Origin of the sequence: Vibrio sp. Makdt (assembly GCF_027587015.1) — a bacterium.
Taxonomy (GTDB): domain Bacteria; phylum Pseudomonadota; class Gammaproteobacteria; order Enterobacterales; family Vibrionaceae; genus Vibrio; species Vibrio chagasii_B.
This window is the reverse complement of record NZ_JAPPTH010000030.1, coordinates 1-25,113: the sequence shown is the minus strand read 5'-3', so window position 1 is coordinate 25,113 and position 25,113 is coordinate 1. Positions and strand designations below refer to the sequence as shown.

Annotated in this window: 23 protein-coding genes; 9 read left to right on the top strand and 14 right to left on the bottom strand. The window is 44.2% G+C overall.

Annotated elements, in window-relative coordinates; all coding sequences use genetic code 11:
• Nucleotides 1-12: 12 nt before the first annotated feature.
• A complete protein-coding gene (locus OH460_RS24075; RefSeq protein WP_269999794.1) occupies nt 13-1,911 on the bottom strand; it encodes a methyl-accepting chemotaxis protein in 1,899 nt (632 codons plus the stop codon).
• A 279-nt stretch (nt 1,912-2,190) separates the two neighbouring features.
• Here OH460_RS24075 and OH460_RS24070 point away from each other — a divergent pair, with 279 nt between their 5' ends.
• Nucleotides 2,191-3,252, top strand: coding sequence for an MBL fold metallo-hydrolase (locus OH460_RS24070; RefSeq protein WP_269999793.1), 1,062 nt, complete (start codon nt 2,191-2,193; stop codon nt 3,250-3,252).
• Between the two features lie 126 nt (nt 3,253-3,378).
• Here OH460_RS24070 and OH460_RS24065 read toward each other — a convergent pair whose 3' ends face one another.
• On the bottom strand, nt 3,379-3,813 hold the full coding sequence (locus OH460_RS24065; protein WP_102541557.1) for a MarR family winged helix-turn-helix transcriptional regulator: 435 nt from the start codon (nt 3,811-3,813) through the stop codon (nt 3,379-3,381).
• A gap of 97 nt (nt 3,814-3,910) precedes the next feature.
• Here OH460_RS24065 and OH460_RS24060 point away from each other — a divergent pair, with 97 nt between their 5' ends.
• The 4 genes from OH460_RS24060 (at nt 3,911) to OH460_RS24045 (ending at nt 7,293) form a co-directional block, all read left to right on the top strand.
• Complete coding sequence (locus OH460_RS24060) at nt 3,911-4,402, top strand: DUF2798 domain-containing protein (RefSeq protein WP_017631361.1); 492 nt, start codon at nt 3,911-3,913, stop codon at nt 4,400-4,402.
• 34 nt (nt 4,403-4,436) lie between these two features.
• Nucleotides 4,437-4,742, top strand: coding sequence for a DUF3861 domain-containing protein (locus tag OH460_RS24055; RefSeq protein ID WP_065584990.1), 306 nt, complete (start codon nt 4,437-4,439; stop codon nt 4,740-4,742).
• A 206-nt stretch (nt 4,743-4,948) separates the two neighbouring features.
• Nucleotides 4,949-5,713 carry a hypothetical protein gene (locus OH460_RS24050; RefSeq protein WP_061031302.1) on the top strand — a complete coding sequence of 255 codons (765 nt, stop codon included), beginning with the start codon at nt 4,949-4,951 and terminating at the stop codon, nt 5,711-5,713.
• Nucleotides 5,714-5,934: 221 nt separating this feature from the next.
• A complete protein-coding gene (locus tag OH460_RS24045; RefSeq protein WP_061031301.1) occupies nt 5,935-7,293 on the top strand; it encodes a Na+/H+ antiporter NhaC family protein in 1,359 nt (452 codons plus the stop codon).
• A 122-nt stretch (nt 7,294-7,415) separates the two neighbouring features.
• Here the strand turns inward: OH460_RS24045 and OH460_RS24040 are convergent, their stop codons facing one another.
• Entirely contained in the window at nt 7,416-7,976 is a 561-nt protein-coding gene (locus tag OH460_RS24040; protein WP_269999792.1) for a cysteine hydrolase family protein, read from the bottom strand.
• Nucleotides 7,977-8,065: 89 nt separating this feature from the next.
• On the opposite strand from OH460_RS24040, the gene OH460_RS24035 reads away from it, so the two are divergent.
• Complete coding sequence (locus OH460_RS24035) at nt 8,066-9,022, top strand: GlxA family transcriptional regulator (RefSeq protein WP_171761651.1); 957 nt, start codon at nt 8,066-8,068, stop codon at nt 9,020-9,022.
• Nucleotides 9,023-9,130: 108 nt separating this feature from the next.
• A complete protein-coding gene (locus tag OH460_RS24030) occupies nt 9,131-10,180 on the top strand; it encodes a helix-turn-helix domain-containing protein (protein ID WP_269999791.1) in 1,050 nt (349 codons plus the stop codon).
• Between the two features lie 17 nt (nt 10,181-10,197).
• On the opposite strand, the gene OH460_RS24025 is transcribed toward OH460_RS24030, so the two are convergent.
• The 4 genes from OH460_RS24025 to OH460_RS24010 all read right to left on the bottom strand — a co-directional run bounded on the left by OH460_RS24025 (nt 10,198) and on the right by OH460_RS24010 (nt 15,055).
• Nucleotides 10,198-11,214, bottom strand: a complete 1,017-nt coding sequence (locus OH460_RS24025) for an alpha/beta hydrolase family protein (RefSeq protein WP_269999790.1) — start codon at nt 11,212-11,214, stop codon at nt 10,198-10,200.
• 124 nt (nt 11,215-11,338) lie between these two features.
• Nucleotides 11,339-12,535, bottom strand: coding sequence for a multidrug effflux MFS transporter (locus OH460_RS24020; protein WP_443088695.1), 1,197 nt, complete (start codon nt 12,533-12,535; stop codon nt 11,339-11,341).
• A gap of 226 nt (nt 12,536-12,761) precedes the next feature.
• Nucleotides 12,762-13,145, bottom strand: a complete 384-nt coding sequence (locus tag OH460_RS24015) for a hypothetical protein (protein WP_061031296.1) — start codon at nt 13,143-13,145, stop codon at nt 12,762-12,764.
• Between the two features lie 197 nt (nt 13,146-13,342).
• Entirely contained in the window at nt 13,343-15,055 is a 1,713-nt protein-coding gene (locus OH460_RS24010) for an RluA family pseudouridine synthase (protein WP_269999789.1), read from the bottom strand.
• A 282-nt stretch (nt 15,056-15,337) separates the two neighbouring features.
• On the opposite strand from OH460_RS24010, the gene OH460_RS24005 reads away from it, so the two are divergent.
• Nucleotides 15,338-15,790: an NUDIX hydrolase gene (locus tag OH460_RS24005; protein ID WP_008217356.1), complete on the top strand. Its 453-nt coding sequence runs from the start codon at nt 15,338-15,340 to the stop codon at nt 15,788-15,790.
• Nucleotides 15,791-15,853: 63 nt separating this feature from the next.
• Here the strand turns inward: OH460_RS24005 and OH460_RS24000 are convergent, their stop codons facing one another.
• The 6 genes from OH460_RS24000 to OH460_RS23975 form a co-directional block, all read right to left on the bottom strand.
• Nucleotides 15,854-16,279, bottom strand: a complete 426-nt coding sequence (locus tag OH460_RS24000; protein WP_008217355.1) for a bifunctional diaminohydroxyphosphoribosylaminopyrimidine deaminase/5-amino-6-(5-phosphoribosylamino)uracil reductase RibD — start codon at nt 16,277-16,279, stop codon at nt 15,854-15,856.
• A 159-nt stretch (nt 16,280-16,438) separates the two neighbouring features.
• Nucleotides 16,439-16,993, bottom strand: a complete 555-nt coding sequence (locus OH460_RS23995; RefSeq protein ID WP_269999788.1) for a nucleotidyltransferase family protein — start codon at nt 16,991-16,993, stop codon at nt 16,439-16,441.
• The gene (locus OH460_RS23990; protein WP_116870919.1) at nt 16,990-17,280 is read right to left on the bottom strand and encodes a putative quinol monooxygenase; all 291 of its coding nucleotides are present in this window, start codon (nt 17,278-17,280) and stop codon (nt 16,990-16,992) included. Before OH460_RS23990 ends, OH460_RS23995 begins: the two co-directional genes overlap by 4 nt.
• A gap of 907 nt (nt 17,281-18,187) precedes the next feature.
• The gene (locus tag OH460_RS23985) at nt 18,188-19,045 is read right to left on the bottom strand and encodes a hypothetical protein (RefSeq protein ID WP_269999787.1); all 858 of its coding nucleotides are present in this window, start codon (nt 19,043-19,045) and stop codon (nt 18,188-18,190) included.
• On the bottom strand, nt 19,045-19,899 hold the full coding sequence (locus OH460_RS23980) for an ABC transporter ATP-binding protein (RefSeq protein ID WP_269999786.1): 855 nt from the start codon (nt 19,897-19,899) through the stop codon (nt 19,045-19,047). Before OH460_RS23980 ends, OH460_RS23985 begins: the two co-directional genes overlap by 1 nt.
• Complete coding sequence (locus OH460_RS23975; RefSeq protein ID WP_004740059.1) at nt 19,896-20,267, bottom strand: GntR family transcriptional regulator; 372 nt, start codon at nt 20,265-20,267, stop codon at nt 19,896-19,898. The genes OH460_RS23980 and OH460_RS23975 overlap by 4 nt, the downstream gene beginning before the upstream one ends.
• Before the next feature lie 156 nt (nt 20,268-20,423).
• Between OH460_RS23975 and OH460_RS23970 the strand changes: the two genes are divergently transcribed.
• Nucleotides 20,424-22,958 (top strand): bifunctional diguanylate cyclase/phosphodiesterase, encoded by a 2,535-nt coding sequence (locus OH460_RS23970; protein ID WP_269999785.1) that lies wholly within the window; start codon nt 20,424-20,426, stop codon nt 22,956-22,958.
• Between the two features lie 58 nt (nt 22,959-23,016).
• Here the strand turns inward: OH460_RS23970 and OH460_RS23965 are convergent, their stop codons facing one another.
• On the bottom strand, nt 23,017-24,759 hold the full coding sequence (locus tag OH460_RS23965) for an EAL domain-containing protein (RefSeq protein WP_116870915.1): 1,743 nt from the start codon (nt 24,757-24,759) through the stop codon (nt 23,017-23,019).
• Nucleotides 24,760-25,113 lie beyond the last annotated feature (354 nt).

Genomic DNA, 25,113 nt, shown 5'->3' with positions numbered 1-25,113 from the left:
GTTCCATTGAAGCTAGCATTTGAATTGAGAAACCAAACTCGTTAAATGCATTGCTTTGGCGCGTAGGTGCTGACACTCCTGAGCCGTTTTCTCTATCATGCGATCGCTCTCTCTAGCTATTTCAGAAATGCCAGAGATATGCGGTGAGATCTCGTTGATGACGTTCGATTGCTGACCCGTTGCTGAGGCGATCTGCATGTTCATGGCATTCATCTCGTCGACACTATGAGAAATACTCGAGAGTTGTTTCTCTGAGTTGGAGGCTTCAACCTGACAATTACTGCCAAGGGTCGTGCTGGTCTCGATAGCTGTCACGGCTTGTTGAGTGCGTTGCTGAAGCTTTTCAATAATACCTCGTATCTCTTCGGTCGATGCTTGGCTTCGTGAGGCGAGAGTCCTTACTTCGTCTGCTACCACTGCAAAACCTCTACCTTGTTCGCCGGCTCGAGCGGCCTCTATCGCGGCATTAAGAGCTAATAAGTTCGTTTGCTCAGAGACACTGTTGATGACATCTAACACGGTATCAATGGAGTTCGCATCTTGAGCGAGTTGATTTATAATCTCCGTTGTGTCATCAAGCTGCTTGTTCATATGCTCGATGCTTTCTGAAGTGACAGAAACGGACTTTTGACCAATGCTAATCGCACTCGCTGCATGTTGTGCGCTATCGGCGGCACCATTGGCATTTTGTGCGATTTCGTCAGAACTGGCTCCCATCTCGTGAATGGCTGTTGCAACTTGTTCTATCTGGCTGGTTTGTTGCTTGATGTCTTGCTCCATCGACTGCGCCATGTGATCGACACCTTGAATAGATTCAGATATTTGGATACCCGTGTTTGAGACATCTTTGAGTAAATCACTTAGATATTGCACGAACTGATTGTAGCCTTTCGCGATCTGTCCTATTTCATCATGTCGCGAATCATCTAAGCGAAAGGTGAGATCACCACCGCCTTTCCCTATCTGTTGTAATCGCTCAGCCACTTCTACAAACGGCAGTAAGAGCTTGTTGGTCGCCCATGCAGCGATCGGCGTATAGATGGCAGCAATGAGTAGCGCCATAAAGATGATGGTTTGGCTGAAGCCATTTAATTCACCTAGTACGTCTTGTTTGGGAATCTGAGTAATCAGAGTCCAACCAATGCCCGGCATTGCTTTAGAGCCTAGGATCTGCGGCTGTCCTTCGACGATAGCTTCATGAACGACAGTTTGTTTACTGCCGATTAACTGACTAGCTTTAATGCCTACAGAGTCTAGTGAAAGTCCAATCAGGCTCTTATCTGGGTGAACCTTGATGATCCCTTGTCGATCGACAAGAAAAACAATACCGCTTTCTCCGACGCTATAGTTGCTGATCAATTGAGTAATACTTTCCAACGTTAAGCCAATACCAGTTACGCCAATACGTTCGCCATTGCGAGTGACTGCATAGTTAACAAACAGTGCCGGGATTCCGGTGGCTGCATCAATATCTAAAGAGAGCTCAAATGGCTGATTTGACTCGATGAATCGATAGAACCATTGGTCGCTTTGTTCATTGGTAGAGATCGTTTTTAGCACGCCGTTATGGGTGTAGTAAGTGCTTGCTTCGTTGGAAACGTAATAGGCACTGATCGCGTTGAACTCATTTTTAACAGATTGAAGATAGGTTTGAAGCTCTTCTTGCGAAAGTCTGGTTTGTTGCATTAAAGGTGAAAGCGTCATCATCTTTGATGCAAGAATAGGCGTTTCCAGCTTGAGATTGATTTCATTGCTCACCTCGCCAAGTGACGCGGGAAGCTCTCTTTCAAAGGTTCTGTCAATCAGGATGGTTCGGCTTGATTGAAATGAATATATCCCCATCACGCTAATAATGGCCAGCGCAGCGATGATCGTCGCCAATATTGCTTTAGTTCGTATCGTAAAGTGCAATTTAGATTCCCTTCTAAAAACATTCAATTCCATTTGTAAATGTAATGTTAATTAAAACCTGACTTTCTGGTCAATAAATGAAGTCTGGAAATGAGTGCTGTGCGATATTTGTACAGTTTTAAGATGTCCACATTGGTCTTTGCTCGGCATACGGAGCGTTTCAGATCCAAATTCAACGAATAAAAATATTACACTCACTGGTTTACTTTTGTTTTTTGGCATGTAAACTATCCAGTGTATTTTTTGGGTTGGGCTTTCCCAACGGTTGAAGAGAGACTAATGAAAAAATATCTATTACCGATTTTAGGAGTACTTGCCGTGGTCGCTATCGTAAGCACAGGTTCACAATCAAATGACAATCTAGATAAGCTTCCGAAGAAGTTTGTTAACAGTGAACTGGAATACAAATCGGGTATGTCTGATATTTTTTCAATATTGAAAGCTTACGTGACCGTGGAAAGAAATGAGCCAGTACCGCGCGCTGAATTGCCTTTGATTCCAATGACAGCCGAGCAATTGATCGAAGAACAACAAGATGTTGCGTACCGTTTAGGTCACTCAAGCGTGATGATGAAGCTGGATGGCAAGTTAGTGATGACCGATCCTGTATTCAGTGATCGTGCATCACCCGTGCAATGGATGGGACCAAAGCGTTTCCACCCAACACCAATTTCACTACAAGAATTACCTGATATTGATGTGGTAGTGATCAGCCATGATCATTACGACCATTTAGATAAAGGTGCGGTTAAAGTATTAGCCGACAAAGTAGGGATATTCTTAGTGCCATTAAGAGTGGGCGCACTGTTGGAAAAGTGGGGCGTGGATAAAGCAAAGATCATTGAGTTGAACTGGTGGGAATCGGCAATAGCCTCAGATATCGAGTTCACTTTGACGCCGACACAGCACTTCTCTGGCCGTGGCCTACTTGACCGTGACCAAACTCTATGGGGTAGCTGGGTGATTAACGCTTCAGATAAGAAAGTATTCTTTAGTGGTGACTCTGGTTACTTCAATGGTTTTAAAGAGATTGGTGAGCGTTTTGGACCGTTTGATTTAACCATGGTAGAAACGGGCGCATACAACTCACTTTGGGCCGATATTCATATGTTCCCAGAGCAGAGCGTTCAAGCGCACATCGACCTTCAAGGTAAGGTGATGATGCCAATCCACAACAGTACGTTCGATCTTTCTATGCACGACTGGCAAGACCCAATGGAACAAGCTCTGGCGATAAGCAAAGAGCGAGATGTACAGATGGTGATCCCTGTGATGGGTGAACGACTCGTCATTTCAGAGCCAGTACCCGTGCAAGCTTGGTGGAAACTGGCATCGAATTAGAGCTTGTATCAAGATAGATATAGCTAAACTGTACAAACCCAGCTCATACACAAAACGCCACCGATCATAGGATTCGGTGGCGTTTTTGCTTTTTGAAACGAGTGGCTTGTTCGAAAGGGCTTCTTCTTATTTAGAGCAACTTTCCAGATTCTTAGCCATTTTGTTGGCGACCTTTCGGAACTGTTCTAGTTCATCTTCAGCCATGCCTTTGGTCATTCTCTGCAGCATCTCTCGATCAATATTCGAGACCTTACCCATGATCTCTTCACCCTTATCGGTCAGAACCAATAACTGGCTGCGCTTGTCTTCTGGATTTGGAGACTTCTTCACAAGCTCTTGATTGATCAAGGCGTTAACTAATCTCGTGACCTGTGCTTTATCGCGATTTAAGAAGTGCGCGATATCGATAGCCGTACATGGAGACTTCTTAGTGATGATCTTCATGACACGAATGTTCATGGGTGCGATCTCAGAATCCAAGCTCTCAATCTGCTCGCTCATTTGACGTTTCAAAGAGTGCACTAAGCGAAAGATGGACTCTAGCGATGTGTTATCAGACATAAACGACCCTCAGAAAAGTAGTTGACATTATCAACCACTATATTTATAGTTGACATTATCAACTTAATTGTTCGTAAATTCAAGACAGGAAATAGATATGACGATTCAAGCAACACTAACGCCAACTCTTCCTGAGCAAAAAGGCACACCCGTTTTATACAAAATTATGGTCATGATGAGCTTAATGCTAACCATTGGCGGCAGCTTAACGGCCGTGATGACCTACATGAATGTCGGATTCGGTGAGGCATTCATCGGCAACTGGCTCTCTTCGTTAGCCCTAGTTGTCGTGATTATGATGCCAATTGGCATGGTAATGATGACTTTGGTGACTAAGTTGGTCGCCAAGGTATTGCCCAATTACGGCGAGAAAGCTCGCAACCTAATCGTGGGATTGATTATGGCTTTTATCATGGAGTCCATCATGGCATTTGTAACAGCGGCAAATAACATTGGATTTTCGGATACATCGGCGTTTACCAGTGGATGGTTTAATGGATTTATTGCCGCACTTCCGATTGGCCTTGCGATCATGGTCGTGATGTCGATGACGGTTAAACCTAAGCTCGAACGATTCATGAAGAGCTAACCAAAACACTTTTTAAGCATTTTAGGAAATCCACATGAAAGCATTCACAGGCAAACACAATAACTACCGTATCACTATCGAAGAAGTGAATATCAAAGAAGATCGTGAACTGCAAACCATGCAGTTTGAAATTGAAGATAGAGAAAATATGTTCGCGATTGTTGAGAAGATCAAACAAGACAGCGGCTTAGACGAGCAATCAGCAGCGCGACTAGGAGTGAGTATTCGCTTGCTAGGTCCATTGATGATGCAAGATAGAAAACACCCTCTGTTTGTTGATTTCATGCCTCACTTCAGAAACTTCATGCAGAATCTGAAGAAGACGTTGAAAGGGCAGTAAAGCCCAATCATCAGCAATACATCGAAAAGCCAGTAAGCAACTTACTGGCTTTTATGTTCTTTAAATCAAAATAATTTCAGTTGTTTGCGTCTAGAATATGTGAAAATTGAGGACTGAATTTTCGGTGGTGCATCGTTGTTGAATTGTCTATTCAAGCTTCAATAAATCCGATATTATACGGGTCATAAAAATAAAGGTGGTATTATATGACAAATGTATTTAGACAAGCGGCTGAAGAACTGCTAAGTCGCCGCGTTGCGGGAACCAAAGCACCAAGATTGAACGAACAGTACCGTCCGAACAACTTGGAAGATGCGCTAAAGATTCAATCATCAATGATCGATCTCAAGAGCGATAAAGTCGGTGGTTGGAAGTGTTTGCTTCCTCTGGCTGAAGACAAGTTTGTTGTTGCACCTATCTTTTCGGGTAGCGTTCAACAAGGTGAAGTTTGCGAACTGTTTGCTGACAACGACGTAGTGCGTGTTGAGCCTGAAATTGCATTCACGCTTGCTAAGAGCCTGCCTGCAAACCAAGAAGGCTACAGCGAAGAGCAAATCAACGACGCGATCGGTTCTTGCCACATGGCACTTGAGCTAATGCAGTCTCGTTTTGCTGATGACAGCGGCGCTGAGTTCTACGAAAAGCTTGCTGACGGCCTAGTAAACCAAGGTTTGTTCATTGGTCCAGAGATTGATCGTGAAAAAGCATTCACTTCTGCTGAGATCAATATCGAAGTGACTCAAGGCGAACAAGTTCAAGCGTTCGCAGGTAAGCACCCAAATACATTACCACCAAGCCCTATCTACTGGCTGATTAACTACATGACTCGTCGTGGCGTTGATTTCCAAGCGGGTGAAGCCATTATCACGGGCTCTTACTGCGGTATCGTGGAGATCGGCTTCGATAAGCCGACGACTTTCCACTACGAAGGCATTGGTGAATACCAAGTGACGTTCAAACAAAAAAGCTAAACTAGCAAGCGCACTAAATAAGCAAAAGCGAGTTTCTGTGTAAACGCTATCTATTCTCAAAAGGCTATTTACTGGTGAGTAAATAGCCTTTTCTATTATGTGATGTTCAATGGTGTGCTTATTACTTTGCATTAAATTGGGCGTTTAGACGTCTAGACGTTGACAAGTCCTAAGTGTGACATTAGTCTGCTCTCCTTCCTGTTCTATAGTGTTGTCGTTCCATGTCCAATTCAAAAAATTCTAATGCGGTAATTGCCCCTTCGGCAGTGGCACTTATCCCTCTGATTGTGTTCCTTGCGCTGTTTATTGGCGTAGGTACCTACCTGTCGTTGCAAGGCGTCGATTTTGCTTTCTATCAACTTCCAGCTCCGATTGCGGCTCTACCTGCTGTGATGTTGGCGCTGCTGTTGAGCAAAGATAAATTGAACCGTGCTATCGAACAGTTCTTAAGTGGAGTAGGTCACAAAGACATTATCGCAATGTGTATGATCTACCTATTGGCAGGTGCTTTTGCGGCGGTTGCTAAGGCTTCTGGTGGTGTTGATGCGACGGTAAATCTTGGTCTATCTGCGATTCCGACAAGCATGATTCTACCGGGTATCTTCCTTATTTCGGCTTTCATTGCAACCGCAATGGGCACATCTATGGGTACCATCGCAGCTGTAGCACCTGTAGCACTAGGCATTGCTGATTCAGCAGGCATGAGCATTCCACTAACTGCAGGCGTTGTTTTAAGTGGCGCGATGTTTGGTGACAACCTTTCTATCATCTCTGATACCACGATTGCTGCGACGCGCTCGCAAGGCTGTGAGATGAGAGACAAGTTTAAAGAGAACATCCGTATCGCACTTCCTGCTGCACTAATCGCGATTGTTATCTTTGCTTTTAACAGCACGGCAACTCAAGTGCCTGAAACGGGTCCTATCGAGTGGCTGAAAGTACTGCCTTACATCACTATCTTGATTCTTGCAGTATCAGGTATGAATGTGTTCGTTGTGCTAACCATCGGTATCTTACTGGCAGGTGGCGTTAGCTTAGGTTCTGTGGAGAACTACGGCTTAACGGATTACGCTCAAGATATCTATGCAGGCTTTGGCAACATGCAGGAAATTTTCTTACTGTCGATGCTGATCGGTGGTTTGAGTGAGCTGATGCGTCGCCAAGGTGGCCTAGCTTTCTTGACTAACCTAGTCAGTAGCATGATTCGTGCATTCGGCTCTTCACACTCTAAGCAAGCGAACGGCCGCGCAAGTGAGTTGGGTATTGCTGGTTTGGTGTCTATGGTCAACATGTGCACGGCAAACAACACCGTAGCGATTATTGTGTCTGGTAGCGTGGCTCGTCAATTAGCAGAAGAGAACGATGTATCTCCACGTCGCTCAGCAAGTTTATTGGATATCTTTTCTTGTGTGATTCAAGGTGTGTTGCCATACGGTGCTCAGGTATTGTTATTAGGTTCGGTATTTAACCTATCTCCGCTAGAGATTGTTTCTAACTCGTACTATTGTTTCGCATTGGCTATTGTTGCTATCGTTGCTGTGTTTATTAAGCATCCTGCGCGTCAAACTGCCGCAGCTTAATAAGAAATTGTTTCTAGTCAGAAGGCGCCTTAATCGGCGCCTTTTTTGTGCTTTTAATAGGTAGACCGTCAGTTTAGGTGGCAATCACGAATCAGAGAGCTTGCCACTTAGGCGGAGCTTGATTAAAGCAGCTTCTCTAGCTCGTTTGCTGTGGCAACGTTGCTATAACCAAAGCTAAGTGCTGCCATGAATGCCGCGTGAACATGTGCTGCCGGTACTTTAACGCCATTGAACTCCATATCCAGTGTGGTGCAAGCATCATGGGCGACGTGACATTCATAACCCAAGTCAGTTGCTGCGCGAGTCACTGCGTCAATACACATGTGGCTCATCGCGCCGACAATGATTAGCCTTTCAACGCCTTGTTCCTTCAATACTTTGTCCAGTTCTGTATCTCTAAAGCTATTGATCTGCTGTTTCACAATCACTGGCTCACCTTGCAGAGGTGCTACGCTGTTATGGATTTGAGCACCATCGGAATGTGGCAAGAAGAACGGTGCTTCATTGGTTGGAAATTCATGGCGTACATGAACAATTGGTAGTTTCTTATTGCGGAATGTCTCGAGTAATTGCGCGCCTTTTTCTGCCGCTTTTTCTGTTTCAGAGAGTGCCCATTTCGCGCCTTCGTATGAAGGAAAGTAGTCGTTTTGGAAATCAATAAGTAGTAGTGCAGTATTGCTCATAATTCATACCTTTGTTGTTAATGTCTTGTGGTGTAGGGATATTATGACTACTCTCTGTTTTTTAATGCACGTCAAAAATGACATACTCTATGGCAATAGTGACAAAATCAGTAAAGGTCGAAATCATCGATTACCCAGGCTCTCTGCAGAGCGCTGTGTTCGGAGTAAAAGAGTTCCTTCAGATGGCGAACAGCCTTGATTCTGAAAGTGAAACGGTTCAGTTCCAGGTTGAGATCAAGCCTTATGGCGACTTATCGGTTTCATCGGGTAACTCAAATGAAGAGTCTAAAGCCGATATCATTTTATTGCCGCCCAACCTAGATGGCAGCTACTACCTAGAGCGTGATGATAGGCTAACGGATTACCTGATTGACTCTCATCAAAAGGGTTCAATATTGTGTTCAGCGTGCGCAGGCGTGTTCATTCTTGCTCAAACCGGATTGCTAGAAGGGCGAACCGTCACCACGCACTGGCAAGCTCAACAACTGTTTTCGGAGCTCCATACTGGAATCGAAGTGGATATCGATAAAATTCTTATCGATGACGATGACATCATTACTGCTGGTGGTTTGATGTCGTGGATGGATTTGGCTCTGTTTATCCTGACTAAATACACGACGCCAACCAATACGCGTAATTTGGGTAAATATCTGGTGTTGGATACGGGGCTGAGAGAGCAGCGCTACTACCAAAGTTTTGTGCCTAACTACGCTCATGGGAATGACAAGATTGTGTCAGTGCAGCGCTTTATTCAAAAGAATCACCACCTTCCTTTGACACTAGATCAATTGTCGGAGGAAGCCTTCATGACGCGACGAACCTTTATTCGACAATTTACCAAAGCGACGACCTTGACTCCGATTAACTATATTCAACATGTGCGTGTTCAAAGCGCGTGTGAGCTACTGGAAAGTTCCCATAAACCAGTAGAACAAATCAGCTACTTAGTTGGGTATGAAGACGTCAATAGCTTCCGAAAAGTCTTTATGAAAATCATTGGTTTAACACCATCAAGGTTTCGCTCTAGATTTTTGTCAGAGGAATGATTTACCATAGATTGATATTCAATATGTATCACTGGTTCGCTCACTTACTTCGCTAATGAAGTGCTTTGAAGAGGAAGTGATCTTTTCTCGAACTTAAACGGACTGTTGATGCTTGCCATTCCTTTACCATTTGTCGCGGCGCTGTTGTTATTGATGACAGGTGTGTTGTTTCGATGCCGTTACCCACAAACCAGTCAAAAGCCATTTTGGTTTATCATTCTCTGCGCGTTGATGGTGACGGTAGTAGGCTTGCGGTGGACGTTTGATATTGCGTTGTTTCGCTTCTTACAACCCATTCTCGGTGCCTGTGTTCCTGTGGCGGCTTGGCTCTGTTTTTCGGGAGCTCATCGAAGCCAACCTAGTGCACATTTGCATTGGCTAGGCCCGATTGCTGTTTTAGTTGGCTCACTTTTCTATGTACACCTCTGGGCGGGAACTATTGATGTATTGCTGATCTTCCTCTATCTCGGATATGGTAGCTTGCTGCTGAAGTCGTCGCTGCGTTTGCCGGAACAAGTGCGGCTGACCGATGTATCGAAAGTGTTGGTTGCTGAACGGGTTGCAGGTGTAATGCTACTATTCTCCGCTTTGGTAGACAGTGTGCTCTTTTACGATATCTTGCTGTTGAACGCGCAGCACACCAACCTGATTTTATCGATTAGCTATCTGGTTCTTATTCCAGCCATTGTGTCCGCTGTGATGGTGGTCAGTATTAGCACGCCTACCGAAGAAAAAAATCAGCAAGCGCAGGTTTTCTCTCCCATGTCACAACGCTCGCCAGAAGAGGCGAGCAGCTTAGATAAAGACCAAGCTGAAGAAACTACTCAGATCATGGCTAAGTTCGATGCATTGATGAGTGAGCATCAACTGTTTAAAGATCCTGACCTGTCTCTCAATCGCTTGGCACGAAAGCTAGGTATTCCTGCTCGCAAGATATCGTCTGCGGTTAATCAAACTCACCAACAGAACATTTCGAAGGTGATTAACGCCTATCGAGTTGAGTACGCTAAGGCGCTCCTGAAGCAAACGGATGAAGCGATAACTGACATCTTCCTTAGTTCAGGCTTTCAGACTAAGTCCAACTTCAATAGGGAGTTTTCAAGGATTACTGGGCAAACTCCGAGTGAGTTTCGAAGTTCGCCACAAGTGTTAGATTGAGTGTGTTTGCTTTTCGTTTATCGATTCAGAAAGCGAGCGATGTCATTGAAGAAGAGTTTATGTAACTGGTCGCGTGATGTACCAACGCCATCTTCACAAATAATGCCATCGCCTGGTACCTCTTCATTAAGCAAAGGTATAGCTCCGGGTTTACAGCCTTGAATGAAGCTGAAATGGGTGGCGTTTTCATAGACCTTGTAGCGTCTTGAGTTCAGTGGCATGTGCTCGGCAATATAGCCAGACTCTAATGCCTGAGGAAGATCTCCTATATCGATCCCAGCAGCCAGTATTAAAGTTGGTACTGTGATGCCATTTAAGCTGCCGACTGAAAAGCTACGAGCAAGCCCTAAATCAAGGCTGACCACACGTTGAATTCTTGGATCTGAAAGATCTTTATTGTTTGATTCTTTAGCTTGGACTTTGGATAGCCCTAACTCTTCGGCAAGCCCACAAGTTCTCGGATTGTTATATTGCTTACATTCCGATTCAAACGTTGCTCTATCTATTTTTGCTCCCGCCAATTGCATCACAGTCCAACCACCCAATGAATGCCCGATCGCGCTAGCATTGTTGGCGCTAGCAGACTGCTTCCACGGGGCTTCGGATAACAAGTAGTCCAGCATACGCGATACATCTCGGGGTCTTTCCCACCACTTTGCTGCTTGTTCTGGAGACTGGTCGAAAGAGGTGGTACCCGGATGATCGGCGGCTGCTACGATGTAGCCACGACTCGCAAGTTTGGTCGCCAACCAGTTTTGATTTCGCCAATTCCCTCGATAGCCATGCGATAAAAGCACCACAGGAAAGGTACCTGATTGAACCTCCCCATCCCTGATGACTTGCGTACCGATGAAGGCGGGGTTATCGCCAATCAAGGTTGTGTCTGATTTATCTGATGTGGGATACCAAATGGCAGTATTTAGCGGGCGATTAGGGTCGTCAGTTAAGGTTACTTGAGTGAATCCGACACCGGAAGCAGTGGCTGAACTGCAAAGGAAAAGTAGGGATGTGAACAGTAAATGTGTCCGTTTCATAGTGTTAACTCCAACTGAGATAAGTGGAGCTAATATGCGCTAAGGCTAGGTATCACGAGACCTAAAACACGATCGAGGACGCCCTAAATCGCGTTTAAGTACAAGATTAGATATTGGAACAACCCTAATTTAGCTTCGTCGTCACATACTCTTTGTTTCTAACCATTAGCCACATTAAGCCGCCTAGGGTGCCGACGGATAATTGGATAAAGCCGAGGTTTTCAATCAACGAGTCTGGGCGGATTGAAACTAAGACCATGCCTAGCGAGCCACAGATCATGCTAAAGAATTGAATCAGTGCAACTGCAGAACCTGTGTCGTGGTCTTGTTGGTTCAGCATCAAGTTAGTGCCGGGTACTCGCATGATGATCGCCATCAGTGTCGCTGGTGCAGCGATGAACATGAAGAACCAAGGGGACAGGTCACCAATAGTTAGGGTGAAGATGCCCGCAAGCGCCAATAAAGCAAAACATCCGGTGATGACTTTTTGAACTGGCATACGATAGGACAACTTCATATAAATGGTTGGTCCGAATGAAGCGCACAATGCGTTGAATGCAAACGCGTAGCTGAACTGTTGTTCGGTGAGTCCGAAGTCATTGATGTAAATGTACGATCCGGCAGCCAGAAAGCCCATCAGCGCCATTGGTGTGATAGAGAAAATAACCAGTAGCTTGACGAAAGAGCGGTTTTTCATGACCACAGCCATTCTTCCCCATGAACGGAACATAGAACCTTGATACTTGGTTTCGAGTGTTTCTCTATAGCAGAAAGCTAATACTGAAGCGAACGCACCAAAAATCGCGAGAGTGACGAACATCATTCTCCAAGATGCGATCTTTAACAGGAAGGCGCCAAATACAGGCGCGACCATGGGTGCGATGATCACGAGTGACATGATGGTCGCCATGATCTTTTCTCGCTCGCGCCCGTCATAAAGGTCTTTCACTATGGCGGTCGCGATCACTGTGATGGCACTGCCTGCAAACGCTTGGAAGATGCGAGCGCCAATCAATTGTTCGATGCTGTTGGTCATTGCGCATATCACGCTCGCGACCATATAACTCGCCAAGCCAATCAATAGAATCGGCTTACGGCCAAATTTTTCACTGAGTGGTCCCCAGAATAACAGGCCGACTGCATAGGTAACGAAGTAGCTGCTTAGGGTTAGGTTGACCATCGATTGATCGGTATTGAACACCTCGACCATTTGCGGAAGTGCAGGCAAATAAAGGTCGATGGTTAGCGGAGGAAACGCGCTGATAATCACGAGGAAAAATAGCATACCGGTCTTACCCAGTACTGGTTGTGGTTTCTTCAAGGTCTCTCCCCGTTATCCAAGAAAAGATTTCTAATGGATGTAATGTTGTGTTTCAGAAGGCGTAGACACATCAAACATGGAGAATGGATTCGCCAAAGAAGGTGGCGAAAGCCTCTGAGATATTGTCCGAGTGCTAATTGTATTACAAAATATTATCGCTCTTATAGTTAATAACTTCAACCAGTTAGTGATAAGTGTTGTCGGTAATATTTAACTTCTGAACTTGTTATCTTTTTCTCGGACGCTTTTCTACGAGCCCGTTTCTTTCTAAGCCACGTCTTACACTGCTGCATAGCTTACCGAAGCGACGCAGTTCTTCGAAGTTTGGCCCTTGTCCCATTGAAATACTGTGTTCCCAGTACATCAATTCTGTGTCGACCATCTCTAGCAGTTTCTTAGAGCAACCCGAACAGTTTCCTTTTGGCCCACAGATAAACGTTTCTGATTCGTACAGAGGGAGTTCGTTTTTCACTTCTTCGATCAGATTTAACATGGCCGAATTCAGATCCGGTTTTCTGGTCGTAATTGTTTTTAACTCTTTTGGTGTTTGAGCAGCAATCAAAGAAGATGTCTGAGTATTAGGGTGTAGATTCAAAGCAGCTGATGACATATCAAAGGCCTCAAGGAAATGTGAAGAGGGGCATCCTACACCTCAAAATGAAGTGAACCTTGATGTAGTGCAATAAGCGTGGAGATATATCCGAAAGAGGTAGGTGAAACGGGGGCGTGAAATGTTGGGGAAAGGGGAGAAGAGGAGCCACAAATGGTGTGACTCCTTTCATTAAGACTCGTTATTGATGAGAATCTTTAGAACTCTGCATCGAATTGGAATTCCATCCACTCTTTGGTAATTGGGTGGTGTAGAGCAAGTCTTTCTGCATGTAGGTGAAGACGGTCAGCTTTGTTTCCGTACAGACCATCACCGACGATAGGCATATGCAGCCCTTCTTCATGTGAACAGTGAACGCGTAACTGGTGTGTGCGTCCTGTTTTAGGGTGCAGATAAACCTTGGTGGTCTCTTGGTTGCGTTCAATCACTTCCCATTTGGTTTCTGCAGGTTTACCGTGTTCGTAGCAGACAATCTGACGAGGACGATCGTACAGGTCACCACGTAGCGGTAATCGAACATAACCTTCATCTTCTGCTAGAACGCCTTCAATCATTGCGACGTATCGCTTCTCGACTTCACGAGTAATGAACTGCTTCTGCAAGCTTTTGTTTGCGCGTCGAGTCAGCGCGAATATCAGAATGCCAGAGGTCGCCATGTCCAAGCGGTGTATCACGAACGGTCCTTCCACATCGGGATGCATTTCCTGAACGCGAGTGTAGGCAGAATCTTTGATGGTCTTGCCCGGTACCGAAAGGAACCCTGCTGGCTTATGTACCACAACGATATGCTCATCTTGAAACAGGATATCGAGTTCTTTGCCTTCTGCTGGGTTCTCTAATAGTGGATTTGGGTCCACTTCAAGACCTTTCATCATATGACCAAGGATCGGTACACATTTGCTTTGGCAAGAGGCGTAGTATTTCTTGTGTTTGCGGATTTCCGATTTCGGTGAACGCCCCCACCAAAACTCGGCAAGTGCCAGTGGCGTATAGCCATTCAAATAGGCATATTGCAGAAGCTTTGGAGCAGCACATTCGCCAGAACCTGCTGGTGGAATCTTGTTTGGTGTGTTTTCAAAGATCTGGTTAAGGTCTTCGATATTTCCTTCCGCATTTAAGAAAGCGTATTGTGAAAACAATTTGTGTTGAAGCTGGTGAGAGAGGTGTGCTCTTCGCTCTTTTAGTTCAGCCAATTGAGCCGTAAATACATCCACCTTGCTTTGTAGCTCATTTAGGGTTTGTTCCCAATTGAGCTTGAGGTATTTCTGTTGGTTTTTATCTGCCACGCTGGCTTTGCTTAGCTCTTGGTTTAGTTGCTCAAAAGCTTGCTCCTCAAGGCTCTCTTTACCTTGCTCTCGTTGCTCTTTGCGCGTTTTACGGCCTTCAATGATCAACAAGCGTTGAGCTTCGATTTCTTGCTCTGCCTGTGCTTTTTGCTGTGCCAATTGTTCACACAGCTCAAGGTATTGAGCGTTGACCTGCAGCGCTTTAAATTCGGCGTTTACCGCCATCATATCTGCGGTTTCTTGACGGAAAAAGCTGTCACTGCTCAGCATGTCGAATACCGGAGGAACAAAGTGAGGCAGTAGGTTTTGATCGGCGATTTTCCCTGAGAATGCAGAGAAGTAACCAAGCTCACCTTCAGGGCTTCTTACTAGTAATACACCAAACATCTTACCGCGACCTTCGTCAGAATCTAATCCGAAGTCGTGCTGCCAATCGGTTTGGGTTTCTAGATATTGTTGAAGCTGGTGCGACGCAATTTCACATAGTGGGTGTGGTTCGTAATAAAACGGAAAGGTGAAACGCTCTGGCAACGAATATGACTCGATCGGCTGTTGAAAGCGAGTGAAGCAATGCTCAGGTGTGTGGCTGTTTTCTGAGTCGTGTGCGGAGTTTGATGAGTGCATATAGTTGTCTTACTTAATGGTGATAAATGGCTACGAGTCTACTGTGCTTTGAGAGCTTAAATACAGTATAAGGCAGGCGATTCTACTCTTTATCTAAAAGCGCCTCAAATAAGAAATCGCACCGTGGTTTTATACAGTAAAGTTGATTGTTCGCATAAGGTTGGAGTGCTCAGGGGAGGAATACGAATTAATGATTGGTCTCTCGTTTTTCATCATCGAATACTACTTACTAATGGAAGGGTGCTAGGCTTGCTCGCTTCGTGTTCAAAATAAGGTAACGTTATGATTCCACTCAATACTTCGATTGTGGCTGGTGTCGCTCTTTCTGAGATCGACGGACAAACGAAAATGCTATTAATGAAACGCGTAAAGGGCGGCTATTGGTGCCATGTTGCTGGCTCGATTGAAGCGGGTGAAACTGGTTGGCAGGCAATCGTACGTGAGTTTGAAGAAGAAACCAAGATTGAGGCAAAAGCGCTGTATAACGCTCAATTTCTAGAGCAGTTTTACGAGGCTAACGTAAATGTGATTCAACTCATTCCAATATTTGCCGTGTTGTGCCCACCTAACCAAGCGGTAGAGTTGAACCATGAGCACACTGAGTATCGTTGGTGCAGTTTAGAGGAAGCGAAAGCGTTGGCACCATTCCCTAACCAACATGCGGTTTACGAACATATCTGGTCATACTTTGTTGATAAGCCTGCAAACCCACTCTATCGAGTTAAAGTGGATTAGGTTCCGCTTGTTTAGTGATAAGTCGGTCGTTGTCTAGGTAGGCAATAAATTAGCTGATAGCTGTTATGACTTACCAAGGTACGGGGTTAAAAAGGCACTCACTTGTGCTTGGCATAACCCCACATCGACTTTGACGCCATGGGATTCTAGTATTGCTACACCGCGCCCGTTATTGCGTGGGTCTGGGTCTAACATAGCAACGACAACGTGTTTTACGCCTGCTTTCACCAATGTGTTAGCACAAGCCGGTGTCCTACCGACAAAAGAACAAGGCTCTAATGTCACATAGGCTGTTACGCCTTCCATGTCGCCATCATAGTGATTGAGTGCTTCCACTTCAGCGTGGTTGCCGCCGACTTTTTGTGTATACCCAACAGACACAACCTTATCGTTTTTCACCAAAATGCAACCCACCGGAGGGTTTGGTTGGCAATCAGGCAGGGCTTGGTGCGAAGCTTGAAGTGCTTGCAACATGTATTGTTGGTTCATGGTCGTTACTCAGTCAGATGATAGGGCGCACTGTCCGTGAAAGGCGCGTTTGATTTGAGAAAGGCGAGCATGTTCGATCTGATTGGACTTTTAGTCAATCGTTTTAGCCTTGAATTCGACTGTCAGTTAATTGGTGCCAGAGCTAACTTTGGTTAGTCGTTAGCTGTTTTCAATCGTTAACTTTGGCCAATGAGTTAACCAGTTTTTAGATTGGACTCTTTGGTCAAACGTATCACGACTACGATTGGGGTTAGGCGTGATCTTCAAATCAAATAGGCTTTCTAAGCCAAAAGCCGATATACATTCGATATGCCCGCTGAGGTTTTGTTTTACGGCGATGGCTGTTTCTTTCTCGGGCCAGTAGCCCATGGCATTTAATGTGCTTTGATAAGGAGTATCGTTATTTCGAGTGTGCATGTTGGCTTGATTACGAACCTGCCAATTGAGTTCAGGTAGCCACTCTAGAAGTTGGGCTTCGTATTGAAGGTTTAATTCGTAGTCACTATCACTGCGTTCAAAATAGATCACATCAATGTCGTTGAGCGGTGTTGGGACGTCAAAGCCATGCAGGTGATCCCAGACGAGATTCCGCACAAAGCCGGCTGCCACATAGCATTGCGGCAGCTCGAGTTGAGACACGCACTCTAAAACCTTCATCCGCAGAGGATCTTGTGAGATCAAGGCTGCGATTTGGCTGGCTAATGCTTGGGTCATGATGGTGTGGTCACATCGGTCACTTGATAGTGACGTGTCACGTTCTTGGTTATCTTGCCCCAGTCGGAGGATCTAACTCTACTTTGGTGGGCTTGAAATGCCTCACGACTGGTGAACTCTTCATAAACTTCGAAACGGTTAGGCTGAAGTGTGCTTTGGCTGACACGAAATACAATACAACCAGGTTCTGCCAGTGTGAGTTCCTTATGAACGACTAGCGCTTGTGTTACCAACTCTAGTTCGTTGTCTGGCACGAGAATATGTCCTTGTAGAATGACCTTACTCATTATTACGTCCATTTAAATTTACTATTACTCGCTTTTTTACTAAAAGCGCCATCCGTGACAAACATAATCCCATTTTGAGTTTGTATCGTATAGACCGGTGTGAATAAAAATAGCGAGATCCCATTGGATTTAAGTTACCGTGTAACTTGTTGTGGGTTGCCAACAAATTTTGGGAACTAAACTTGAGGTAATCCGGTCTATTAAATAGGTATCATAGAACTGTATTGATACTGAAATGAGTTTGTCATCTGAGATATTTAACCTTAAATTCGTAAAACGGCTCATACGATGAAATTGAGCCACAGTTGATATCTGGGTCATACTTTGATGTAAATGGTACTCAGAACTCTTTATATTTTGTGATTTGTATCATTGAACTAGCCGTCAAACACCGTTAGATTCGAATGGTTGGCAATAAAAATAGCTCATGAAGAGCAGCTAAATGAGAAGGAAATATACCTTATGAAAAAAATGAGAAGAGCACAGCTTCATCGCGTTCGTATCCAATACTGGAAAGACACATCGAAAGAAGCTTCAAAGAAATAAGCTTTATATCTCAAACGATAAAGCGACAAACTTGAAAAGCTGATAGCTTTTCAAACAAAGCCATTTACTGGCGCTAAAACGCAACAAACCGATTTCAATAGTGCTCTCAAGGACCTTCATCTGGTCGGCGACTAAAGAAATCGTCCCTCAAAGAGCTGGCAGGCATTCGTTACGATGCAATTTAATGTCAGCTCATTAATACTCTCTTGGTTCATCTTCTCCTCGGCTTACTCTCTGCTTCCTTAAACTATTTCAGATCCAACTACTACCTGAAACTAATTGGCAATAAAAAAGCTCCCGATTTCTCAGAAGCTTTACTACCTTTCTTGTTCTATCGTGTTGCTTATTAGCAGCGATAACTCTATGGCTGGAACAGTGTCTTCAAACTCACATCGTCTGTTCTATTGAGTTTTAGGCTCAGTAGATAGCCACCGATACCAAGCAAGACGTAAATACTCAAAGATAAGATAGAGACCTCAGAAAGCGCACTGAATGGGTTGCTTGCCGTAAGTACTTTCATCGGCAGTGAAGCGATAATAGAAAAGAAATCATTGATGCCATAGAAGCCGAATAGCGCGATAGCCAGCCATTTGATTGCAAAACTTGAAACAAAGATCACTAACAGCGGTGAGTTAACCAATTGGGAAATCGCTAGGGTGACAGTGGCTAAAGGCAATAACACGAGAGCCACTAACAACATACGGCCAAAGAACACCACCCAATTACTCAGTACGTAAAACAGTGATTGTTGCTCGACTAACAGCGCCAATTGCTGCTCGCTAGACACGTTGAGAACCCAGAATAGAACGTCGGCAAATAGAACCAATAGTGCACAGATAGCTGGGATCACCACTAAACCAAAGCCTAGCTTCACGCCGTGAGTCAGAGCATTCGATACCGGCATGCTTCTCCAAAACATCGAGCTACCTTCTTGGCGCTCTTTACGCAGTGTTTTTGGGATATAAAGCGTTGAAAGTAGGAGTGAAATTAAGCCTGCGCCAAAGTAGATCACTGAGTTAAGGTCTTTTGCGAATTCTCTGTGGATGTCGCTCACATCGCCGTTAACTTCCATCTGGAAGAAAAATTCATGCTGTGCCGCGCCATTAAAGAACAGGCTAACGAAGAGTAAGAAACCACACAGTGCGACGAATAGAGGCAATCGAGTATTGATTTTGTGCTCGATAAGTTCTTTTTCTAGCATATAAAAACTTGGGTGCATTATGCCTTCTCCGTTTGTGTTGCAAGGAATAGGTCAGCCAGACCAACGTTGTAGATGTTACCTAGTGATTCAACCTGTGGTCTGTACTGACCTTCCAATAACCATTTCGTTGTGCCTAAGCCCGGTTGTGAGGTCAGTGGTTTCAATTTTTGGATGTCGCTTGAGTGGCTGTTTGCTACTTCGATGATGAAATAATCACTCTCTATCGCTTCCATACTCTTCTGCAGCACGCAGCGGCCTTGTTTGAGAATAAGTACATCTGTCAGTAGATGTTCGATCTCAGAAACCTCATGGCTAGCAATGATCATCGCACGCTCCCCATCGTGGAACCATTCCAACAGGTGGCGGTAGAAGGTGTCTCGGTAAATCAAATCTAGGCCAAGTGTTGGCTCATCCAAGATGAGTACCTGAGTGTCAGTTGCGATGATGATCGCAAGGTGCACTTGTACTTTCATCCCTTTAGAGAGCTGTTTGATTGTGGAAGAGAGTTTAATGTTCGTGCTACTCAGAGTTTGCTCGGCTTTTTGTCGGTTGAAACTCGGGTGTACGCCTTCGGTGTAACGAAGTAGTTGTTTGATGGTCATCCATTCAGGAAGCACATTCACATCAGAGATGTAAGATAGGTGCTGCATGAGCTCTGCATGCTGGTGGATTGGGTGGTAGCCGTTAACTTCAATTTCACCCTGATAGTTATGCCCACCAAGCAGTGACTTGATGAGAGTCGATTTACCAGCGCCATTGTGACCAAGTAAACCTAGTACTTGTCCTGGCTTTAGCTCAAAGCTGATGTTCTCTACACCCACTTGATTCGAATACGTTTTGGTTACGTTTTTCACGGAAAGTAAAGTACTCATGACTTGTCCTTGATGTGTTGTTCTAGCTGTTTCACGAGTTCTTCGACACTCATATCAATGATGCCTAGCGTCTCAGCGATGGCTGGGATCTGTGTGTTGATGAAAGTTTGGTGTGCGGACTCTTTCAGTTTTTGAAGTGCACCTTCGGCTACATACATACCTTGGCCTCGCTTCTTTTCAACCAAGCCTTCATCAACCAGTAACTGGTAGCTTTTCATGACGGTAAGGTGGTTGATTTTAAGATCAGCAGCAACAGCGCGCACAGAGGGCAGGGCCTGTTGCTCTAGCCAAATACCTTGCAGAATCTGGTCGCTGATCTTAGTGGCAAGCTGCCTAAAGATCGGTTGGTCGTCTTTCCATTCGGTCATAATTAAAACTGCATGGTGATATACATGTGTATAACACTAACCTTTTTATTCGTATTGGCAAGACTTTTATAAAAATTAATAGAATATTTTTATGGTTGGATGTTCAGTAAAAATAACGTTACTATATGGAACTCCGTACTGTGATGTTGAGTTCGTATGTTGCACATTAATGACAAAAAATTGGTCTGGTTTACCAAGTATTTGCCAATAACCATCATCATCTTTTCTGCGATCATCTTGAATATGGCGATGTTCAAGAGTGTGAATCAAAAGGTTAAGGCGTTGGTTGAGTTAATTCGAACCGACTATATTGCCGCCCAAAAAGGCTCTATTGAGGCGCAGGTGCTTCAGGTTTCTCAGCAAATTACACACACTCAACGCCTTGTTGAAGATGAAGTCAAAAAGCGCATTACTCGACGGTTAGATAGGGCATACACTGCGGCTCAAAATATCTACTCTTCGAACCAACACCTGCCAGAAGACAAACTTAAACAACTGATTTTAAATGAGATCAGAAAGCTGAGTTATGCTGAAAAACAAGAATATATCTACGCCTATGACATGCAGGGTACGTCACTCGTTCATCCTCTTAACCCAGAAATTGAAAACACCAATCAACTTAAGACAACAGACACTCAAGGTGTGGCTGTCATCAAAGAGCAAATTGAACTTCTTAAACGGAGTAATGGCGCGTTTTCTCGGTATTTCGTTCCGCGCCCAGAACTAGAGGGGCGAGATATAAAGAAGCCGTATATCGAAAGTACGCACTATGAGAAATTAACCTATATTCGCCGATTCGAGCCCTTTGACTGGTACTTTGGTACGGGGGTGTCTTTGGATGATGTGAAACGAGCCAGCTATCAAAGGATTCTAGAGATATTGTCGAGAGTCACGGTGGGCGACAATGGCTACCTGTTTGTTTTTGAACAAAATGGTGACAGCTTACTCCACGCAAATCGAATCCTTATTGGTCAGGAGCTCAATGTTTATGAGGATCTGGGAGATATCTTTCAACATGATGTGCTCACTCAGTCTGAAGCGGGTGGATTCGTTGATTATGTTACCGCTGATAAAAATGGCGTTATTGGCCCTAAAAGTAGCTATGTCAAAAAGGTCGGTGATTGGAATTGGATTGTTGGAACTGGCGTTTATTTGAATAACGTCAACGCTTCGATAGAGAAGCGTAAGGATGAGCTATTGGCTGAGTCTCGTAACGAGTTTGGGTTGGTCCTCGTTTTAAGTGTGTTAGTCACCATGAGTTGTATTTTTATCAGTGCTCTTATCAGCCGAAGAATATCGACACGCTTTTCTCAAATGGAGCAGAGGATTGCGGATGATTTCAACCGAATCCAAAGCAGCCGCCGTCGATTACAGCATATGGCAAAACACGACTCGTTGACGGCACTCCCCAATCGTTCTGAACTAGAGCTTCAAGTTAGCCGTGCCATTGCTCACTCAAAACTTGAGGGTAAGCTGGTGGCGTTAGTCTTTGTTGATTTAGATAACTTTAAGCGTATCAATGATCAATTTGGTCATGCGAGTGGAGACGAACTGCTCAAGCAGATAGGTCAGCGCTTTGAAGAGATTTTAGGAGAGAACGATGTTGTTTCTCGTTTTGGAGGGGATGAGTTCGTTTTCTGTTTACCAAGCATTCATGATCTTATTGAAGCTGAGCGGAAGGTTCAACAAATACAAGATGTCTTCAAGCCATCCTTTATTCTCAAGGGGACAAGCGTTTCTACACGGTGTTCGGCAGGCGTGTCTATGTACCCTTATGATGGTACGGAAGTCGAAGAGTTACTGACCAAAGCGGACATTGTTCTCTACAAGGCAAAGGAGTCGAACAAAGGTGATGCGGTGTTTTACGATGATGTGATCAATCGAAAGGTGAAGTACGACTATTCGGTTGAAAAGCAGTTAGAAACCGCCTTAGAACGCGGCGAGTTCAGCGTGTTCTATCAACCTCAAGTGGACTCTCACTCCAAACAGCTCAAAGGGGTTGAAGCGCTGTGTCGTTGGAACAATAGCTTACTTGGTTTTGTGTCTCCGTTAGACTTTATTCCTGCGGCAGAGCGAGTCGGAAAAATTCACGAGATTGGTGAATTTGTGTTGAGAAAAGCATGTGAAGACACCCTTAATTTGATGCCAAACGGACCTGGGGCTGTGTGTGTATCGGTGAATGTGTCCCCCAAGCAGGTATTCGAACTTGGTTTTGACGAGAAGGTGATTTGTCTAGTGGAACAAGTCGGCATTGCTCCTCAGCGAGTGACTCTTGAACTGACGGAAAACATCCTAATTAAAGACCTGCATATCGTCGAGCCGATACTGAGAAGGCTTCGAGATTATGGGTTTGGTATCTCACTTGACGACTTTGGTACCGGTTTTTCATCACTCAACTACCTTAATACGCTTCCAATAACAGAGATCAAGATCGACCGATCTTTCATCGGCAAACTGAATTCCAGTCAGCACAGTGAGACTTTGGTAAAAGCCATTATTGATATTGGCGCCTCTTGCCAGATGAAAGTCGTGGCAGAAGGCGTAGAGACCCCTGAGCAGATGGCAAAGTTGCAGCAATACCATTGTGACTTACTACAAGGTTATTACTTTGATAAGCCACTGACTGCTAAAGGATTACTAGACGCCTATTTTCCTGTGAACTCTGAAAGCCTCAAGTGCAACAACGCTTAATTCAATCGATGACTTTGAGTCCACAGGTACCTTGATACGGTTAAGCGTTCACAAGAGATTAGCTCGTTGTACTTTGAGGGCGGCTATAAAGGTAACCTTGATGCAAGTTGTAGCCCAATTGACACAATATGTACTGTTGTCTGCGCGTTTCAACACCCTCATAAATCATCGTGATGTTTGATAAGCGGCCAATTTCAGAGATGTTCAGTAGTACACCTTGTTGATGTTCCCCTGATTCAATGTCTTTAACGAAACAGCGATCTAGTTTCAGGTAGGTGGGGGAGATCACGCTAATGATTTCGATGTTGTTGTTACCTGTGCCAAAATCATCCAAGGCGATGGTGATCCCGAGCTTCTTGATCGCTTTGATGTTATCGATGACTTCACAGCCATAACCAATGTTTGAGTACTCCGTGATCTCGACGACAAACTCATTCGCTTCCATTGCGTCCAAATGCTCTTTGAGTTTGGAAAAATTATTCCCTACTAACGCACTCGGGCATACGTTGACACCATAGATCTCGTGGCTGTTGTGCAACTTGGCGTTTCTTACCGTTTCAATAAGCAAAATGGTATGAAAAGTCAGTAGGTTGGTGCGTCTCATCGTATTAATAAAGCTAAGAACACCGACATTACGTACCCGAGACAACAACTCGTAGTATAAAACGGTGTTGTCTTCTGTATTGATGATTGGTTCTTCTTCAAACGAGATGTGCTTCCAGCGAAAGAGATAGATAAAGAACCCTAGAATATAAGAGCGATAGAGTAGGATTGCGAGCAATAGTGACAGCACGCCCCATAGTGCAATGATATCGTCACTATAGAAGGTGATGGTAGCACCGCTTGGTAGTGGTGAGGTGTAAATTGACTGGCTGTTATTGCCAAGGTTGAGAATGTAGTAGCCATTCTTTTGAATAGAGACGGAATCAACCAGCAGAGGCAGTAATGAGTTTCTGTAACGCGCTTCAATAGAACCTTTGGAAATACGAACCGTTAGCTTGGTATTATTTTCAGGGTTACTGAAACGAGAATAAACAAAGTCAGCACTATCGTAAAAATCATCAATCTGATCGAGCTCAACATACTGAGAACGACTCTTAGAGATGTAGCATGAACCATAAGGTGTAGTCATAACCACCGAATCGAGGTTAAGCGAGTGCCTTAACGAGTGTACCGCGCCCGCGCTATCACAGCCGTAATCCATTACCTCTTCTGCTATGTGCTTGGTGTTCTCGCTGTATTCATTAGCAATTTTCGTTGTATAAAGGATTTGGAAAAAGTAGACAACGAATAGAGAGAGTGAAGTCACAGTGAGTACGGTTATCAGAGACCTGATCAACTCCTTGTAATAAGTGTTGAGCATCAACTTTAGCATCATTATCTGGCTAGGTTTGAACTGGTTGATGTTGTGCTTGGGGGCGATGCGGTTTTCTGAGCTTTTGTCGAGATCAATGAAGTATCCGACTTTATAGAGATTGGAAATGAGTTCGCTATTATTATCAACCTTTGCCTTCTTACAAAGGTTTCGGTACTTCTTTCTTATAGAAGCGATAATGTTTTTTAATGCATATAAACTAAATTCTTCATCAAAATGTAATTTAAATGACTCCTCAACATCTCGGGCAGATTGAGGATTTGAAATTGAAGCATTTTCAATTAAATACTTGAAGACAAAACTCTCTTTACTATTAAGAGTTTCCTCTGATATCTTATTACTGTCTCTCTTTATGTAAATTTTTTCTTCATTATAGATTAGTTGCAAGCTTTCGTTATTGTTATTTATATTGAAAGAACAGTGCATAGCTCAACTCCTAAGCGATAGTTATTATATTTGTGTGATTGATATGTGATGGCTGGGATTGTCATTCAACCCAAGAGTCCGTTCTAAATAACATAACTAAAATGTCACCATTTCTCTCAAGATGTTGATACTAATCGCAGAATTCGGGCTGTAATGAAAGGTTGTAGAGATGTTCACCCAAAAGTTGAATTTATAAATGAAAGCCGTGGTTTTACAAGAGACAAGGGGGATTTATCCATTTGTTTTGGTATTTATCCATTTGTCAGCTTCTATATCGGCGGTTTCAGCTGCAATTTTAGGTAGTACTAATATTGATGGGCGTGGTGTTTTTGATGTCTACTTATGAGGTAGATT

What these genes read in the sequence shown, in the direction of transcription:
- OH460_RS24025 (WP_269999790.1), bottom strand. Translation starts at nt 11,214, where the DNA reads ATGAAACGGACACATTTACTGTTCACATCCCTACTTTTCCTTTGCAGT.
- OH460_RS23980 (WP_269999786.1), bottom strand. Translation starts at nt 19,899, where the DNA reads ATGAGTACTTTACTTTCCGTGAAAAACGTAACCAAAACGTATTCGAAT.
- OH460_RS24060 (WP_017631361.1), top strand. Translation starts at nt 3,911, where the DNA reads ATGACGATTCAAGCAACACTAACGCCAACTCTTCCTGAGCAAAAAGGC.
- OH460_RS23990 (WP_116870919.1), bottom strand. Translation starts at nt 17,280, where the DNA reads ATGAGTAAGGTCATTCTACAAGGACATATTCTCGTGCCAGACAACGAA.
- OH460_RS24065 (WP_102541557.1), bottom strand. Translation starts at nt 3,813, where the DNA reads ATGTCTGATAACACATCGCTAGAGTCCATCTTTCGCTTAGTGCACTCT.
- OH460_RS23965 (WP_116870915.1), bottom strand. Translation starts at nt 24,759, where the DNA reads ATGCACTGTTCTTTCAATATAAATAACAATAACGAAAGCTTGCAACTA.
- OH460_RS24030 (WP_269999791.1), top strand. Translation starts at nt 9,131, where the DNA reads ATGCTTGCCATTCCTTTACCATTTGTCGCGGCGCTGTTGTTATTGATG.
- OH460_RS23975 (WP_004740059.1), bottom strand. Translation starts at nt 20,267, where the DNA reads ATGACCGAATGGAAAGACGACCAACCGATCTTTAGGCAGCTTGCCACT.
- OH460_RS24000 (WP_008217355.1), bottom strand. Translation starts at nt 16,279, where the DNA reads ATGAACCAACAATACATGTTGCAAGCACTTCAAGCTTCGCACCAAGCC.
- OH460_RS23995 (WP_269999788.1), bottom strand. Translation starts at nt 16,993, where the DNA reads ATGACCCAAGCATTAGCCAGCCAAATCGCAGCCTTGATCTCACAAGAT.
- OH460_RS24035 (WP_171761651.1), top strand. Translation starts at nt 8,066, where the DNA reads ATGGCAATAGTGACAAAATCAGTAAAGGTCGAAATCATCGATTACCCA.
- OH460_RS24055 (WP_065584990.1), top strand. Translation starts at nt 4,437, where the DNA reads ATGAAAGCATTCACAGGCAAACACAATAACTACCGTATCACTATCGAA.
- OH460_RS24010 (WP_269999789.1), bottom strand. Translation starts at nt 15,055, where the DNA reads ATGCACTCATCAAACTCCGCACACGACTCAGAAAACAGCCACACACCT.
- OH460_RS23985 (WP_269999787.1), bottom strand. Translation starts at nt 19,045, where the DNA reads ATGCACCCAAGTTTTTATATGCTAGAAAAAGAACTTATCGAGCACAAA.
- OH460_RS24015 (WP_061031296.1), bottom strand. Translation starts at nt 13,145, where the DNA reads ATGTCATCAGCTGCTTTGAATCTACACCCTAATACTCAGACATCTTCT.
- OH460_RS24070 (WP_269999793.1), top strand. Translation starts at nt 2,191, where the DNA reads ATGAAAAAATATCTATTACCGATTTTAGGAGTACTTGCCGTGGTCGCT.
- OH460_RS24005 (WP_008217356.1), top strand. Translation starts at nt 15,338, where the DNA reads ATGATTCCACTCAATACTTCGATTGTGGCTGGTGTCGCTCTTTCTGAG.
- OH460_RS24050 (WP_061031302.1), top strand. Translation starts at nt 4,949, where the DNA reads ATGACAAATGTATTTAGACAAGCGGCTGAAGAACTGCTAAGTCGCCGC.
- OH460_RS24040 (WP_269999792.1), bottom strand. Translation starts at nt 7,976, where the DNA reads ATGAGCAATACTGCACTACTACTTATTGATTTCCAAAACGACTACTTT.
- OH460_RS24045 (WP_061031301.1), top strand. Translation starts at nt 5,935, where the DNA reads ATGTCCAATTCAAAAAATTCTAATGCGGTAATTGCCCCTTCGGCAGTG.
- OH460_RS23970 (WP_269999785.1), top strand. Translation starts at nt 20,424, where the DNA reads ATGTTGCACATTAATGACAAAAAATTGGTCTGGTTTACCAAGTATTTG.